Consider the following 14,163-nt stretch of genomic DNA (forward strand, 5'->3'; position numbering starts at 1 on the left):
TTTGTTTGGAGAGATTGATGAGCAACGCCATTTACGATTTTCGCTCCGACACCGTGACAGCTCCCAGCGCTGGCATGCGCGCGGCGATGGCGGCGGCCGAAGTGGGCGACGATGTTTATGGCGACGATCCGACGGTCAACCGGCTGCAGGCGCGAATGGCCGAAATGCTGGGCAAGGAGGCGGCGCTGTTCGTGCCTTCGGGGACGATGTCGAACCTGCTGGCGCTGATGAGCCATTGCGGACGGGGCGACGCGTTCATCGCCGGGCAGAACGCGCATTGCTATGCGGACGAGCGCGGCAATGCGGCGGTGCTGGGATCGATCCAGCCGCAGCCGATTACCCATGAGAGTGATGGAACGTTGCGGCTCGACAGGGTCGAGGCTGCGATCCATCCCGACGATCTGCATTCCGCGCCGACGCGGCTGCTGGCGCTGGAGAATACGCTGGGCGGCAAGGTGCTGCCGCTTGAGTATATGCGCGCGGCCGGGGAACTGGCGCGCAAGCATGGGCTGGGTTTTCATCTCGACGGCGCGCGGGCGTTCAATGCATGCGTCAAGCTCGGGGTGGATATCGCGGAATTTACGGCGCCGTTCGATACGGTTTCGATCTGCCTGTCCAAGGGGCTGGGGGCGCCGGTGGGGTCGGTTCTGGTTGGGCCGAAGGCGCTGATCGACAAGGCCAACCGCAATCGTAAGATGCTGGGTGGCGGGATGCGCCAGGCCGGCATTCTGGCGGCGGCGGGGCTCTATGCGCTGGACCATAATGTGCAGCGGTTGGCAGAGGATCATGGGCTGGCGAAGAAGCTGGCCGAAGGGCTGGCACAGTTTGGCGAGCTCACGGTGACCGTGCCGGACACCAATATCATTTTCGTGGGCATGGACGCGCAGGTGGAAGGCCGGTTCACCGAATACCTGAAGGCCCGGGGCGTGCGGATCAATGGCGGTTATGGCCAGCAGCGCTGGGTGACGCATCTGGATGTGGACGATGGTGCGGTCGACGCCGCCCTGGCCCATGTCGCGGGGTTTTTCCGCGGAGAGACCGGGGCGGCGTCGGCGCACTAGGCGCGGATGCGGGTCAGCCAGTGACGGTTGAGGCCGGCGATATCCTGTGAGGTCAGCAGCGGCATGGCTTCCGTCAGTTGCTCATCGGTCCAATCCCACCATGCCAGTTCCAGCAGCATGGCGTTCTGCGCGTCATCGAAGCGTTTGCGGATGAGCTTGGCCGGATTGCCGCCGACGATGGCATAGGGCTCGACGTCCTTGGTGACGAGGGCGCGGGTGCCGATGACGGCGCCGTGCCCTACGGTGATGCCGGGCATGATGACGGCTTCGGAGCCGATCCACACATCGTTGCCGATCACCGTGTCTCCCGCGGGCGTAAAGGCATCGCGGGCGCCGGCGAAGTCGGGAACTTCGGGCATGTAGTGGAATGGGAACGAGCTGACCCAGTCGTAGCGGTGGCCCTGGTTGCCGGCCATGATGAAGGCCGCACCGCTGCCGATCGAGCAGAAGCTGCCGACGATCAGCCGGTCGACGCCGGGCCTGGTCATCAGGTAGCGGGCGCAATCGTCGAAGCTATGGGCGTGATAATAGCCCGAATAGTAGCTGTAGCGGCCCACGACGATATTGGGATTGGTGACTTGCAGATGCAGTTGGACGCCCTTGAAGGGGTCCTCGAAATAATTGGTCATGATGTGTCCATGAGTTCGCATTGCCGTCCTTGGACGGCTGATCGAGCGGGACTGCCGCTCGTCGGACGTGCTCCACTGAGCGCCGCTAGGCGGTCAGGTGCACGGCGAACTTGGTTGCTTCGGACATCGTCATGGCGGGTTTTATCGAGCGAGCAGGGCGGGTTTGTCAACCGGGGACGGGCGGCGAGGCTGGCTCGCCGCCCCTGGTATCACGCCGTGGGCAAGGCCAGGCGGATGGCGGCTTCGACCGGGGAATAGTCGCCGTCCGGGCGGCGCAGGGACAGCGGCTGGGCCGGAGCCAGCGGTGGCTGGGCCATAAAGCGGGGCGTGGTGCCATAGTGCGGCTGGGCGGCGTGGACCAGGAACGGGTGGCACAGATAGACCGTGCCGGCCTGGCCGGTGGCCAGGACCTCGGGGCAATGCGCGGTTTCGGAGAAGCCGTTGGCGGCCAGTTCGCGCAGCGTCAGGCCGGCGTCACCAGCGGGGGCCAGTTGGCGGGCGATATCGAGATGGGAGCCGATGCGGATGCGGGTCGGCGCGTCCTCGCGCTCGACGTCGGAGAACAGGAACAGCATCAGCAGCGCCCGGTCCCGCGAGGAGACGTTGGCGCGCCAGGACATGAAGTCCGGGTTTTCCATGCCGAAGCTCACGTCGATATGCCAGCCGGCGTCGCCGGGATCATCGGGCGAGGGGAAACGCACCGGGAACGTGCCGAGTGTTGCGCGCGGCAACCATCGGCGAGGGCCGACGAGCTGATCGAATGCGGCATGCAGGGCCGGCGTGTTGGCGGCTTGGCGGAAGGGCGGCTGGCCATATTGGTTGAGGCGGATGACGGGTTTGGTCCAAGTGGCGGGATCGTCAGGATTGCAGCCTGTATCGGCCCAGAGCAGGGAGCGGGCGGCGTCGGCCAGTTCGCGGGGAAAGGCGTGGTCGATACGCACGTAGCCGTCGGTGATGAATCGATCGATCTGCGCCAGAGAGAGCGCGGGAGAAGAATGGGGCATGATTGCTCACGAATTCACAAAGCCGCTCAGGCGAGCGGCAGGATAAGCTGGCGCGTGGCGCGGCTCATGGCGTGTTCAGGTCGCGCTTAGGCGCGGATAAACACGGCGAACAGACAGGAGCGGGTCATCATCATGGTGCGGCGATCATACGCAGGTCGGTTTTCGTGTCAACCGCAAGGGAAGCGTGGGCGTACCGTATCCCGGAGGGGCGCGGTGAAGCGGGTCAGCCGCCCGAGAGCTTGAAGCCGAGATAGGCCAGGAGGAAGATCGACGTTATCACCGGTCCGGCGGCAAGGCCGGTCAGGCCGGCGGCTGCGCCGCTGACCAGACCGAAGATTGCCAAGACTGGATGGATTTCGCTCATGCGGCAAAGTAATCCTGCAATGGACGAACCGTCAAATTGCCCTGCTGGAACGCGATGATGCCGGCGACCGCGGCGATGGCGCCGGGGATGGTGGTGTAATAGGGGATGCGGCCCATCAGGGCGGTGCGGCGGATGTCGCGGCTGTCGCTGATCGACTTGGCGCCGTCGGTGGTGTTGATCACCAGCTGCACGCCACCGTTTTTCATCGAGTCGACGATGTGCGGACGGCCTTCGAGCACCTTGTTGATCTTGGTGGCGGGAACGCCGTTTTCGACCAGGTATTTCTGGGTGCCGCTGGTGGCGATGATGGTGAAGCCTGCGGCGACGAGGTGGCGCATCGAATCCACGATGTGTTCCTTGTCGGCGTCGCGCACCGACACGAAGGCGACGCCCGATGAGGGCACCTTGGAGCCGGCGCCCATCTGCGACTTGGCGAAGGCCATGGCGAAATCGAAATCCAGCCCGATGACTTCGCCGGTCGACTTCATTTCCGGGCCCAGCACCGTATCGACGCCGGGGAAGCGGTTGAACGGGAACACGGCTTCCTTGACGGCGATGTGCTTGAAGGTTTTTTCCACGAGGCCGAAGCTGGCCAGGGTTTCGCCGGCCATGATGCGGCTGGCGATCTTGGCGATGGGCTCGCCGATGACCTTGGCGACGAAGGGCACCGTGCGGCTGGCGCGCGGATTGACTTCGAGCAGGTAGATAATGCCGTCCTTGAGCGCGTATTGCACGTTCATCAGGCCGCCGACCTTGAGGGCGAAGGCGAGTTCGGTAGTCTGGCGCTTGAGTTCGGCGATGATTTCGGGGGAGAGGCTCTGCGGCGGCAACGAGCAGGCGCTATCGCCCGAATGGATGCCGGCTTCCTCGATATGCTCCATGATGCCACAGACGAACACGTCCTTGCCGTCGCAGAGGCAATCGACGTCGATTTCGATGGCGTCGGAGAGGTAGCCGTCGAACAGCAGCGGGTTATCGGACAGGACCGAATTGATCTGGCCGGTCTTGTCGTTGGGGTAGCGCATCAGGATATCGGGCGGCACGAGGCCGGTCAGGGTATTCTGGACGTAGCGCTCGAAATCGGCCGGCGAGTGGGCGATGGCCATGGCGCGGCCGCCGAGCACGTAGGACGGGCGGATCACCAGCGGATAGCCGAGGCGTTCGGCAACGAGGCGGGCCTGCTCAAGGCTATAGGCGATGCCGTTCTTGGGCTGGCGCAGTTCGAGGCGGTTGATGAGCTTGGAGAACAGGTCGCGGTCTTCGGCCAGATCGATGGAGTCGGGCTGGGTGCCCAGGATCGGCACGCCGGCTTTTTGCACGGCTTCGGCCAGGTTCAGCGGCGTCTGGCCGCCGAACTGGACGATGACGCCATGCAGGGTGCCGTTCTGCTTTTCGGTTTCGAGGATTTCGATGACGTCTTCCTCGGTCAGCGGCTCGAAATAGAGGCGATCGGAGGTGTCGTAATCGGTCGAAACGGTCTCGGGATTGCAGTTGATCATGATGGTTTCATAGCCGGCCTCGCTGAGCGCGAAAGCGGCATGGCAGCAGCAATAATCGAACTCGATGCCCTGGCCGATACGGTTTGGGCCGCCGCCGAGGATGACCACTTTCTTGCGGTCCGACGGGCGGGCTTCATCGGCCACGGTGCCGGCAAAGGGCTGCTCGTAGGTCGAGTACATGTAGGCGGTCGGCGAGGCGAATTCGGCGGCGGAGGTGTCGATACGCTTATAGACCGGGCGCACCTTGAGCGACCAGCGCAGCTTGCGCACATCGGCGGCGGTGAGGTTTGCCAGTTCGGCGAGGCGACGATCCGAGAATCCCATGGACTTGAGGCCGCGCAAGGCGGCGGCGTTGTCGGGCAGGCCCAGTGCGCGGATCTTGGCCTCGGTATCGACGATGCCCTTCATCTGCTCGAGGAACCAGGGGTCGATCTTGCAGGCTTCGTGGATGTCCTCGAGGCTCATGCCAAGGCGCATGGCTTCGGCAACGTGCAGCAGGCGGTCCGGCGTCGGGGTGCCGATGGCGGCGCGGATGGCGTTTTCGTCATCGCCTTCGCCGAGGCCCGGAATGCCGATTTCGTTGAGCCCGGTCAGGCCGGTTTCGAGCGAGCGGAGCGCCTTTTGCAGGGCTTCCTGATAGGTGCGGCCGATAGCCATTGCCTCGCCGACGGACTTCATTGAGGTGGTCAGGCGATTGTCGGCACCGGGGAACTTTTCGAAGGCGAAGCGGGGGATTTTCACCACGACATAGTCGATGGAGGGCTCGAACGATGCCGGGGTCATGCCGCCGGTGATGTCGTTGTCCAACTCGTCCAGCGTGTAGCCGACGGCGAGGCGGGCGGCGACCTTGGCGATGGGGAAGCCGGTGGCTTTTGACGCCAGAGCCGAGGAGCGCGACACGCGCGGGTTCATTTCGATAACGACCATGCGGCCATCGGCGGGATTGATGCCGAACTGCACGTTGGAGCCGCCGGTTTCGACGCCGATCTCGCGCAGCACCGCAATGGATGCGTCGCGCATGATCTGGTATTCCTTGTCGGTCAGCGTCAGGGCCGGAGCGACGGTGATGCTGTCGCCGGTATGGACGCCCATCGGGTCGATATTCTCGATCGAGCAGATGATGATGCAGTTGTCCTTGGTGTCGCGGACAACTTCCATTTCGTATTCTTTCCAGCCGAGCACGCTTTCCTCGACCAGCACTTCGTTGGTGGGCGAGGCATCGACGCCGCTCTCGACGATGGCGAGATATTCCTCGCGATTGTAGGCAATGCCGCCGCCGGTGCCGCCGAGCGTGAACGAGGGGCGGATGATGCAGGGCAGGCCGATGACTTCGAGCGCCTGCAGCGCCTCGATGGTGTTGTGCGCCAGCATGGAGCGGGGCGTTTCCAGCCCGATCTTCTTCATGGCGTCGCGGAACAGTTCGCGGTCTTCGGCCTTGTCGATAGCTTCGGCATCGGCGCCGATCATTTCGACATTGTACTTTTCCAGAATGCCCATCTTGCGCAGGCTGAGCGCGCAGTTCAGCGCCGTCTGGCCGCCCATGGTGGGGAGCAGGGCGTCGGGGCGTTCCTTCTCGATGATCTTGGCGACCACTTCGGGGGTGATCGGCTCCATATAGGTGGCATCGGCCAGGTCCGGATCGGTCATGATGGTGGCCGGATTGGAGTTCACCAGGATGATCCGGTAGCCCTCTTCCTTGAGCGCCTTGCAGGCCTGAGTGCCCGAATAATCGAACTCGCAGGCCTGACCGATAATGATCGGGCCGGCGCCAATGATGAGGATCGATTTGATGTCGGTACGCTTTGGCATGGCTCGGGCTCGCTCGGCTCGTGGTGGTGGCGTTGCGAGGGGAGAATCGCGCGCCAATTTAACCGCCCGGCCAGACGCGCGCGGCAACAGGGCGCTGCGGCGCTTGGGTCAGGCTTGGGCGTGGTGGTTAAGAGGGCTGTCTAACCGAACAAGGCGGGGAAGGGAAGGGGGAGGGCTTCCCTTTCCAAGGTTAGGGGACTTGTGTCTCGCGGTCGAAACCGATCAAGTCCCCGTAGCCTGACTTTGCCATGGGAAAGCCATAGCCATCGCCCGGCTTGTCCCAGCGCAGATTGCCGGTTGCGTGATGGGGACTGACATAAAGTTCGAACGCAACGCGTTGCATCGCCAAATAGAGCGCTTGAACACTATCGAACGCGCTCACCGTAATTTCAGCGCGGCCCTCGGGCCACCCGATTTCGAAACGGCACCAACGCTACGGGAAGCTTACCCGCCGCTGCGTCAGTTCTAGGCGTGGTCGTTGATCTCGATCCAGTAGTGATTGGGGTCCTGGATATAGACCTGCCGGAAGCCCGCCGGGTGGTGGCCGATGGTGTTGGGCGTGTTGACCCAGTCGTAATAGGTGATGCCCATGCTGGTGAGCTTGGCGAGGAAATCGTCGAACCCGTCGATGCGAACGGCCAGGTGATTTTCCTTGGTCACCGTGGTGGTAGCCATGTCGCCCTGGTTAAGATGCAGCGTATCGCTGCCGCCAATGCCCAGCCATTGCCCGGTCACCGGATTGCCGCTGGTGCGCACGATCGGCCAGCCGAACACGTCGACATAAAACTGCGTGCTGACGGCGATGTCGCGGACGAGCATGGAGACGTGGTCGAGGCGGAAGTTCGGCATGGGGGACTCGCGTGATGATGACGCAGTGTAACGCGTCACGGATCGCGATGCAGCACCGGTATGGGTGCGCGGTTGGCGCGTCAAAACGGCGACTGCCTTCCCCATACTCTATGTAGTGCGAGAATAGTTGTCTTCAAGAATTGTGACGTCAAGTTTTTCTCTATAAATTTCAATCTGTTAGCGAAATCTTGCGGATTTTTGAAGCTGTCGGTGCCTCACTGGGGCGCAGACGGGTAATTTCGGCTTAGGAGTTACAGATGGCAGAACATGCGGTGATCATTGCGGGAGGCGGTCCAACGGGGCTGATGCTGGCGGGCGAGTTGGCATTGGCGGGGGTCGATGTCGCCACTGTCGAACGGCGTCCGAACCAGGAGATTTCCGGCTCGCGGGCCGGTGGCCTGCATGCGCGCACGCTGGAGATTTTCGATCAGCGGGGCATTGTCGACCGGTTTCTGGCGGAGGGGCAGAAGTCGCAGGCGCTTGGGTTCGCCGGAATGAAGTTCGACATCAGCGATTTTCCGACGCGCCACCCCTATAGCCTGGGGCTGTGGCAAAACCATACGGAGCGGATTTTGGCGGGCTGGGTGGATGAGCTCAAGGTGCCGATCTATCGTGGCGTCGAGGTGACGGGGTTTGTGCAGGACGAAACCGGCGTCGATGTTGCGCTCAGCGATGGACGCTCGCTGCGGGTGGGCTATCTCGTGGGGTGCGACGGCGGGCGTAGTCTGGTGCGCAAGGCGGCGGGCATCGGGTTTCCGGGATCGGAGGCGACGACCAGCAATCTGATTGCCGAAGTTGAGCTGGCGGAAACTCCGCCGGAATGGGGCATTCGCCGCGACGCCATGGGCATCCATTCCATGGGCCGTGTCGATTACAAGATCCGTGATGGCGAGATTATCTATGCTGATACGGGACCGGTGCGCGTGCTGCTGACCGAGCGGCAGATCGGAACCGCGGAGCCCACAATCGAGGACCTGCGCGCTGGGCTCATCGCCGTTTATGGGACCGATTACGGACTGCAGAGCGTGACCTCGGTGTCGCGGTTTACCGATGCGACACGGCAGGCGGCGGAGTATCGGAAGGGACGGGTGCTGATCGCGGGCGATGCCGCGCATGTGCATCCGCCCGATGGTGGTCAGGGCCTGCAGACCGGGGTGCAGGATGCGGTAAACCTGGGATGGAAGCTGGCGCAGGTGGTCAAGGGGACGTCGCCGGACAGCCTGCTCGATACCTATCAGGCCGAGCGCTATCCTATCGCTGCCCGCGTGTTGCGCCATACGCTGGCTGCTGTCGCGCTGCGTCGCGAGGATGATCGCACCAAGGCGCTGCGGGAGACGATGGTTGAACTGCTCGGCACGGACGAGTCGCGAAAGCGGTTCGAGGGGATAATGTCGGGTCTCGGTATTCACTACGAGCTCGGCGAAGGGCATCCCTTGCTGGGGCGCCGTATGCCCGATGTCGATCTGGTTACCGCCAGCGGTCCGATGCGGGTTTTCGCGCTGATGCATGATGCGAGGCCGCTGCTGCTCAATTTTGGTCTACCGGGCGGCATCGGGATCACCGCGTGGGCGGATCGGGTGCGAGTGGTGGACGCCGAATATAGCGAGCCCTGGGAGCTTCCCGCGCTGGGGACGGTCCCGCCGCCCAGTGCGGTGTTGGTCCGGCCCGATGGCTATGTGGCCTGGGTGGGAGATGGAACCCAATTCGGGCTGAGCGAGGCGCTGAGCACCTGGTTTGGCGCGTCCAAGGCGGCGTAATCGGCGAAATCCAAGGAACAGGCGCACGTCAGGCGGCCGTCCCTATTTTCGCAGGGCTATGCGGTCAGCTTGGCCAGAATCTGCACGTAGTGGGGATTGCTCATGATGCCCAGGACGTTGCCGAAGGGGTCGATGACGGAGGCGGTGATGAAGCCGGTGGTGCCGCGTGGGGTGACGGGATCGTATTCGGTGGCGCCGGCGGCCAGAAGGCGTTCGAGGGCGGCGTGGATGTCGTCGACCTGCCAGAGCACGATGGCGCCGCCGGGGCCGGGCTGCATGGCGGAGGGCGCGTAGTTGCGATCGATGATGCCGAATTCATGCTCGTAGTCGCCGATGCGGAACTCGACATAGGCGGGGTGTTCGGCGTTGGGCATCTGGAAATAGGCCTCGACGCCGAAGAGTTTTGCATACCAGTCGCGGGCGGCGGCGACGTCGTCGGCCCAGAAGTTCACCGTGGCCATGCCGCGCAGGAAGTTGGTGTTCGTCATTTTCGCGTTCCTTGTCTAAGCTTGTTGATGAACCCACAATGGGCGTTGGCATGGTCGAAGTATTTCAAAAACCCGCAGACGATTACGAGCCGCGCGGGCGGCTCGATCCGGCCGGGTTCGAGCGCCACGTTGAGTTCATCACGCGGTTGCCGCCCGGGGATTTGGCGCCGTTCATCGAGCATTTCTGGATCGTGCGCTGGGACGCGCCGCTCGATCCTTATGGCTCCGAAGAGGTGATGCATCGGCCCTATGTCGATGTGTTCGTGTCCGCCGATGAGGCCGGCATTCAGGGAACGTTTCGCGGGCGGCGGACCTATCTGGCAAAGGGGCAGGGGCGCATCGTGGGCGCGCGGTTCCGCCCGGGGGCGTTCCATGCGTTTTGGGGCGGTGGGGCGCTGTCGGATTTGCAGGAGAAGATCGTGGATCTCCAGCAAGTGTTCGCCGAGGCGGACGCAGGCTATGTGGCGCGGGTTTCGGGACTGCATGACCAAGCGGCGATGGATGAGCTGGTGGAGCTGGTGCGGAGCAAGCAGCCGCAGGCCGACGCCGATATCGAGCTGGTGAACCAGATCATTGCCGCGATCGAGACTGATGAGGCGCTAACAACCGTGGCCGCGGTGGCGGAAGCGTTTGGCAAAAGCGAGCGCTGGGTGCAGCAATTGTTCCGCGATTATCTGGGCATCGGGCTCAAATGGCTGCTGCAGCGCAACCGGCTGCTGGCGGCGGCGGCATTGATCCAAGACAGCGACAAGCCGGACTGGATCGGTATCGCCTACGATCTTGGCTATAGCAGCCAGGCGCATTTCAATAGCGATTTCAAGGCAGTGATGGGCCGGACGCCGACGCAGTACAAACGCTGGACCATTGGCTTTTAGGCGGAGGCAGGGATTGAGGCCGAACGGGCAGGTTCGGACAACAATTCGTCACGCAGCCGCGATCTATCGCGTCAGTACGATTCTGAGCAGATCGGCGGTGTTTTTCGCGCCGAGCTTCTGCATGATGTTGGCGCGATGCACTTCGATGGTTCGGGAGGAAATCCCCAACTCGCGGCCGGCCTGCTTGTTGGATTGACCGTTGGTGATCAACTGCAGGACTTCGCGTTCTCGCGGGGTAAGCTGGCCGAAGCCGCGAATCTCCACGGCCCTGCCGCCGCCGCTCATCACACCCAGGTGGATATCGCTGCGCAAGGCATCGCGGACGTAGGACAGGAAGGTGTCGTTGTCGAAGGGTTTGCAGAGGACGTCATTGGCGCCCAGCTTCATTGCGGTGACCGCGGTATCGACATCGGGAGTATCGGCAATCATGAACACTGGAGTGCCGGTGAACGCCGAGCGGACGCGGCGCAACAGGCCCAGCCCGTCCTCCTCGCCGACTTTGAAGTTTATGATCGCAACGTCAGCGCGACGGCGCGATATACTTGAGAGAAATTGCGAGGCCTCGGTGGAAAAGGTCGTCTGATAGCCATCCAGGCGGAATAGCACCGATAGCATTTCCACCGTTTCGGTATCGGCGTCCACAATATGGACCAGCCGGTCCCGATTGTAGGACGACCGATAGTACAATTCCTTGGTGTCATCGCTGCCGGAATTGGCGGCGAGATCGGTGTGTCCCATGTTGTACATTTTGAGGTCCTGCCCGTTGTTCGATCATCAGGATGTTCCCCAATGACTTATAGAATCTGAACCGGATTCTCTGTGGTCACTACTGTGAGGAATACTGAAAATATCGGCGCTTACACGTAATAACAGTCGGGTGGATCTGGGTATCTGCCTACGTACATTTCGCAATGTATAGCGCCACTAAAATATATGTACCAAATCAGTGTCGGTTGCATTCGAATCATATTTGCGAAATGCGGTCTTTCGTAAAGCGCGTATCGATGTATTTGATTCGCTGATTAAAGCCGTATTTCGCCGCGGCGGATTGCCTCCACGACCGTTTGGGTACTGTTCGCTGCGTCCAGCTTGCGCGCGGCCGAATAAATGTGGGTTTCGCACGTTCGCTTGGAGAGGTGCATGATGGTGGCTGTTTCGCCGGCCGTTTTGCCCATGGCGATCCAACCCAGAACTTCGCGTTCTCTTTGCGTCAGTAAATGCGGTGCCTCGGGCGCTGGGTCCCGGTCGGTTTTGGTGTAGGTGCCTTCAACAAAGACCCCATAGATATGGCCCCCCGCGGTTATCAGGGGCTTGTAGACGAAATCCACCACTGCTTCGGAGGTCTTGCCCGTGCCTTCACGATCATAGTGCAGCGGCATATGCTTGCCGACATAGGTCTCGCCAGTGCTGTAAACGCGATCAAGCAACTCGTAGAAGCCTTGCCCCGCGATATCCGGCACTACATCTCGGATAGATTTTCCGATATAGTTGCGATCGCCCATCAACGTTTTGTATTCGTTGTTGACGAATTCGAATACGTGATCTGGACCACCAAATATAACGATAAAACCAGGGCAGGATTCAAAAAGACTGACCAAATTTGACGATGTCTTGGCCAGTTGCTCGTCATTCTCATGGTCGTCCACGAAATTTTTGCCAATACCCAGGACACCGCCTACGGTGCCGGCTCGATCGATGGGACAGAAATCGAGCTCTAAAAGTAGCGGCGCGCCGTCGGTAGGGAACAGCATTGTATCTGACAGCGATACAGGGGCATCGCCAGCCATCACGGCATTGATGGCGGGGCTGATTTGCTGCCACACCGTGTCGGTACGTGTAGAGGCAGCGGTGCCGAGCATGGGTGGGTGACGGTCCTGGCCCATCGTGGCGCTATAGCCATCATTGTAGAGTTGTACGAGCTCTTTCCCCCACCAGATAACCATAGGGATGCTCGTGCTCAGGATCAGTCGATTCGCGACTCGAAGGCTCTGGTGCCAAGAATTGGGCTCACCAACAGCAGACGTCGACCAGGGAAATGCCCTGATAAGACGTCCCATTTCACCGCCGCCCGACAAAAATTCGTATGATCTACCAATAGACTTAGTGAACACCGGATTGGCTTTCGAGCTGTTGATGACAACAATCGTGGCTACCGTGCACTCCCGTACGCACGTTACCGCGCATGCAACTAAAGTTCAACGCCCAAGAATGACGCGGAGTTCCGCAACTGGCAAACCGCGGAGCATGATTTCTCGTTATTTCAGCGAAGCTAAAATGGTTTTACGTTGATATTGCGCCTCCGAGTGCTGCCTATAATGTTGTTTGGTTTTCGGCAAAAGCTTCGACTTGTTGTGATTTCCGGATTGGGAAGTGATTCGGCGCCCCGTTCTCGAAGTGGGACCAGCAAGCAGGGTTAGCCCGTCAGCAGGCGGTTGACGCAGGACCTCATTGGTTGTATTTAGCAATCTACGTAATTATCAGGTTGTGCAAATATGACGGACGGGTTGAGCGCGACTTTTTCGGCACTGGCCGATCCGACGCGGCGGGCGATCCTGGCGCGGCTGACGCATGGCGCGGCGACGGTCAATGAACTGGCGGAGCCATTCAGCATGACGCTGCCCTCGGTGTCGCGGCACCTCAAGGTGCTGGAGGCGGCGGGGCTTGTGGTCAAGGAGCGGTCGGCACAGTTCCGGCCGTGCCGGCTGGAGGTCGCGCCGCTGGAGGCGGCAGATGACTGGATGGGGCAGTACCGCGCCTTTTTTGGCGAGCGGCTCGACCGGCTCGATGCGCAGCTCAAGACCATGATGGCGGCAAAGGCCGCCACGAACCACAAACCGGAAACAGGAGAGGAAGAATGACCGCGACCTACAAATTCGACCGGGGGTTTACGCTCAAGCGCCAGTTCGACGCCCCGCCCAGCATGGTGTTCCAGGCCTGGACCGAGCCGGCTTATCTCGACTGGTTTTTCAATCCGGGTCTGCCGGTGACCGCCCCGACCGTGGTGGATTTACGGGTTGGGGGCGTGTGGCGGCAGCAGATGGTGGAAAATGCCGACAAGCAGTATTTCACCGGCGGGGTCTATCGCGAAATCGTGCCCGGCGAAAAACTGGTGTTCAGCTGGGGCGCCGAGGACGGCTGGCCGCCGATCGATCTCGATAATCTCGACGAAGGCCCGCTGGTGACGCTGCGGTTCAAACCGGCCGGAGGCGGCACCGAGATGGATTTGCAGGTGCAATTTCCCGATCACCTGAGCGAAGGGCGGGTGCGCGAATGGCTGCAGACGGGCATGCGCGAGGGTTGGGGTTATACGATCGACCGGCTCACCGACCAACTGGGCGAGAGCGCGAAAGCGCGTGCCAGCTAGGCTTTGCCGCGATCAGTTGTTGATCGCGATGATGCCCCAATGGGTCTGCGAGCAACTGTCATCGTCGCAGATGTTGGAGACCCACACTTTCCCATCGCCGAAGCCGACGCCTTCGCTGGTGACGATCAGGTCGGCTACGTCCTGGGTGCGAATGGCTTCCTGCGCCTCGGTGGAGACCAGCGTGTCGAAATTGTCGATCATGTCCTGCTCGGCCAGCACGTCATAGACTTCGCCATTGGCCTTGATGGTGATGGGATAGGCGACATTGGCGGCGATGGTCGTCGGATCGCCGAACATCATGGCGTCCTGCATGAGACCGAACAGCTCGAAAAAGCCCTCGGAATCGCCGTGGATCGACTCGATGCTGGCGGTAACGTCCTCCTCGGACTGGGCGAAGGCGGCGGGCGCGGCGGCCAGAACGGCAAACAGGGCAAGCGTCAGTGAAGCAAGGCGCAACATCGTCG

15 protein-coding genes are annotated in these 14,163 nt (G+C 61.6%); 5 read left to right on the top strand and 10 right to left on the bottom strand.

Going from position 1 to position 14,163, the window contains the following annotated elements:
* The first annotated feature begins 17 nt into the window (after nt 1-17).
* Nucleotides 18-1,061 carry a low-specificity L-threonine aldolase gene (gene ltaE, locus JWP26_RS21655; RefSeq protein ID WP_299732923.1) on the top strand — a complete coding sequence of 348 codons (1,044 nt, stop codon included), beginning with the start codon at nt 18-20 and terminating at the stop codon, nt 1,059-1,061.
* On the opposite strand, the gene catB is transcribed toward ltaE, so the two are convergent.
* The 6 genes from catB to JWP26_RS21685 form a co-directional block, all read right to left on the bottom strand.
* Complete coding sequence (gene catB / locus JWP26_RS21660) at nt 1,058-1,690, bottom strand: type B chloramphenicol O-acetyltransferase (protein ID WP_299732926.1); 633 nt, start codon at nt 1,688-1,690, stop codon at nt 1,058-1,060. The two genes, ltaE and catB, sit on opposite strands and share 4 nt — an antisense overlap.
* A 209-nt stretch (nt 1,691-1,899) precedes the next feature.
* Nucleotides 1,900-2,694 (bottom strand): phytanoyl-CoA dioxygenase family protein, encoded by a 795-nt coding sequence (locus JWP26_RS21665; RefSeq protein WP_299732929.1) that lies wholly within the window; start codon nt 2,692-2,694, stop codon nt 1,900-1,902.
* A 223-nt stretch (nt 2,695-2,917) separates the two neighbouring features.
* Nucleotides 2,918-3,058 (bottom strand): hypothetical protein, encoded by a 141-nt coding sequence (locus JWP26_RS21670; protein WP_299732932.1) that lies wholly within the window; start codon nt 3,056-3,058, stop codon nt 2,918-2,920.
* On the bottom strand, nt 3,055-6,366 hold the full coding sequence (carB, locus tag JWP26_RS21675; RefSeq protein WP_299732935.1) for a carbamoyl-phosphate synthase large subunit: 3,312 nt from the start codon (nt 6,364-6,366) through the stop codon (nt 3,055-3,057). The genes JWP26_RS21670 and carB overlap by 4 nt, the downstream gene beginning before the upstream one ends.
* 190 nt (nt 6,367-6,556) lie before the next feature.
* Nucleotides 6,557-6,748 carry a hypothetical protein gene (locus tag JWP26_RS21680; protein ID WP_299732938.1) on the bottom strand — a complete coding sequence of 64 codons (192 nt, stop codon included), beginning with the start codon at nt 6,746-6,748 and terminating at the stop codon, nt 6,557-6,559.
* Nucleotides 6,749-6,831: 83 nt separating this feature from the next.
* Complete coding sequence (locus JWP26_RS21685; RefSeq protein ID WP_299732941.1) at nt 6,832-7,215, bottom strand: VOC family protein; 384 nt, start codon at nt 7,213-7,215, stop codon at nt 6,832-6,834.
* A gap of 257 nt (nt 7,216-7,472) precedes the next feature.
* On the opposite strand from JWP26_RS21685, the gene JWP26_RS21690 reads away from it, so the two are divergent.
* Nucleotides 7,473-8,972 (top strand): FAD-dependent monooxygenase, encoded by a 1,500-nt coding sequence (locus tag JWP26_RS21690; protein WP_299732944.1) that lies wholly within the window; start codon nt 7,473-7,475, stop codon nt 8,970-8,972.
* Nucleotides 8,973-9,028: 56 nt separating this feature from the next.
* On the opposite strand, the gene JWP26_RS21695 is transcribed toward JWP26_RS21690, so the two are convergent.
* Nucleotides 9,029-9,460 carry a VOC family protein gene (locus tag JWP26_RS21695; protein ID WP_299732947.1) on the bottom strand — a complete coding sequence of 144 codons (432 nt, stop codon included), beginning with the start codon at nt 9,458-9,460 and terminating at the stop codon, nt 9,029-9,031.
* A gap of 50 nt (nt 9,461-9,510) precedes the next feature.
* Between JWP26_RS21695 and JWP26_RS21700 the strand changes: the two genes are divergently transcribed.
* Nucleotides 9,511-10,335, top strand: coding sequence for an AraC family transcriptional regulator (locus tag JWP26_RS21700; RefSeq protein WP_299732950.1), 825 nt, complete (start codon nt 9,511-9,513; stop codon nt 10,333-10,335).
* A 63-nt stretch (nt 10,336-10,398) separates the two neighbouring features.
* On the opposite strand, the gene JWP26_RS21705 is transcribed toward JWP26_RS21700, so the two are convergent.
* Together JWP26_RS21705 and JWP26_RS21710 are read right to left on the bottom strand one after the other, a co-directional pair.
* On the bottom strand, nt 10,399-11,082 hold the full coding sequence (locus JWP26_RS21705) for a LuxR C-terminal-related transcriptional regulator (RefSeq protein WP_299732953.1): 684 nt from the start codon (nt 11,080-11,082) through the stop codon (nt 10,399-10,401).
* Between the two features lie 275 nt (nt 11,083-11,357).
* Nucleotides 11,358-12,278, bottom strand: a complete 921-nt coding sequence (locus tag JWP26_RS21710) for a PAS and helix-turn-helix domain-containing protein (protein WP_299732956.1) — start codon at nt 12,276-12,278, stop codon at nt 11,358-11,360.
* 549 nt (nt 12,279-12,827) lie between these two features.
* On the opposite strand from JWP26_RS21710, the gene JWP26_RS21715 reads away from it, so the two are divergent.
* Nucleotides 12,828-13,193: a helix-turn-helix transcriptional regulator gene (locus JWP26_RS21715; protein WP_299732959.1), complete on the top strand. Its 366-nt coding sequence runs from the start codon at nt 12,828-12,830 to the stop codon at nt 13,191-13,193.
* A complete protein-coding gene (locus tag JWP26_RS21720) occupies nt 13,190-13,699 on the top strand; it encodes an SRPBCC domain-containing protein (protein ID WP_299732961.1) in 510 nt (169 codons plus the stop codon). Before JWP26_RS21715 ends, JWP26_RS21720 begins: the two co-directional genes overlap by 4 nt.
* Nucleotides 13,700-13,711: 12 nt before the next feature.
* Here the strand turns inward: JWP26_RS21720 and JWP26_RS21725 are convergent, their stop codons facing one another.
* Complete coding sequence (locus JWP26_RS21725; RefSeq protein WP_299732963.1) at nt 13,712-14,158, bottom strand: hypothetical protein; 447 nt, start codon at nt 14,156-14,158, stop codon at nt 13,712-13,714.
* Nucleotides 14,159-14,163: the final 5 nt, after the last annotated feature.

The sequence above is a fragment of the Devosia sp. genome (genome assembly GCF_028290435.1).
GTDB lineage: Bacteria > Pseudomonadota > Alphaproteobacteria > Rhizobiales > Devosiaceae > Devosia.

Excerpts from the sequence above, each read along its gene's own strand:
- JWP26_RS21685 (WP_299732941.1), bottom strand. The coding sequence starts at position 7,215 with ATGCCGAACTTCCGCCTCGACCACGTCTCCATGCTCGTCCGCGACATC.
- JWP26_RS21695 (WP_299732947.1), bottom strand. The coding sequence starts at position 9,460 with ATGACGAACACCAACTTCCTGCGCGGCATGGCCACGGTGAACTTCTGG.
- JWP26_RS21670 (WP_299732932.1), bottom strand. The coding sequence starts at position 3,058 with ATGAGCGAAATCCATCCAGTCTTGGCAATCTTCGGTCTGGTCAGCGGC.
- carB (WP_299732935.1), bottom strand. The coding sequence starts at position 6,366 with ATGCCAAAGCGTACCGACATCAAATCGATCCTCATCATTGGCGCCGGC.
- JWP26_RS21705 (WP_299732953.1), bottom strand. The coding sequence starts at position 11,082 with ATGTACAACATGGGACACACCGATCTCGCCGCCAATTCCGGCAGCGAT.
- JWP26_RS21720 (WP_299732961.1), top strand. The coding sequence starts at position 13,190 with ATGACCGCGACCTACAAATTCGACCGGGGGTTTACGCTCAAGCGCCAG.
- JWP26_RS21690 (WP_299732944.1), top strand. The coding sequence starts at position 7,473 with ATGGCAGAACATGCGGTGATCATTGCGGGAGGCGGTCCAACGGGGCTG.
- JWP26_RS21725 (WP_299732963.1), bottom strand. The coding sequence starts at position 14,158 with ATGTTGCGCCTTGCTTCACTGACGCTTGCCCTGTTTGCCGTTCTGGCC.
- JWP26_RS21700 (WP_299732950.1), top strand. The coding sequence starts at position 9,511 with ATGGTCGAAGTATTTCAAAAACCCGCAGACGATTACGAGCCGCGCGGG.
- catB (WP_299732926.1), bottom strand. The coding sequence starts at position 1,690 with ATGACCAATTATTTCGAGGACCCCTTCAAGGGCGTCCAACTGCATCTG.
- JWP26_RS21665 (WP_299732929.1), bottom strand. The coding sequence starts at position 2,694 with ATGCCCCATTCTTCTCCCGCGCTCTCTCTGGCGCAGATCGATCGATTC.
- JWP26_RS21715 (WP_299732959.1), top strand. The coding sequence starts at position 12,828 with ATGACGGACGGGTTGAGCGCGACTTTTTCGGCACTGGCCGATCCGACG.
- ltaE (WP_299732923.1), top strand. The coding sequence starts at position 18 with ATGAGCAACGCCATTTACGATTTTCGCTCCGACACCGTGACAGCTCCC.
- JWP26_RS21710 (WP_299732956.1), bottom strand. The coding sequence starts at position 12,278 with ATGGTTATCTGGTGGGGGAAAGAGCTCGTACAACTCTACAATGATGGC.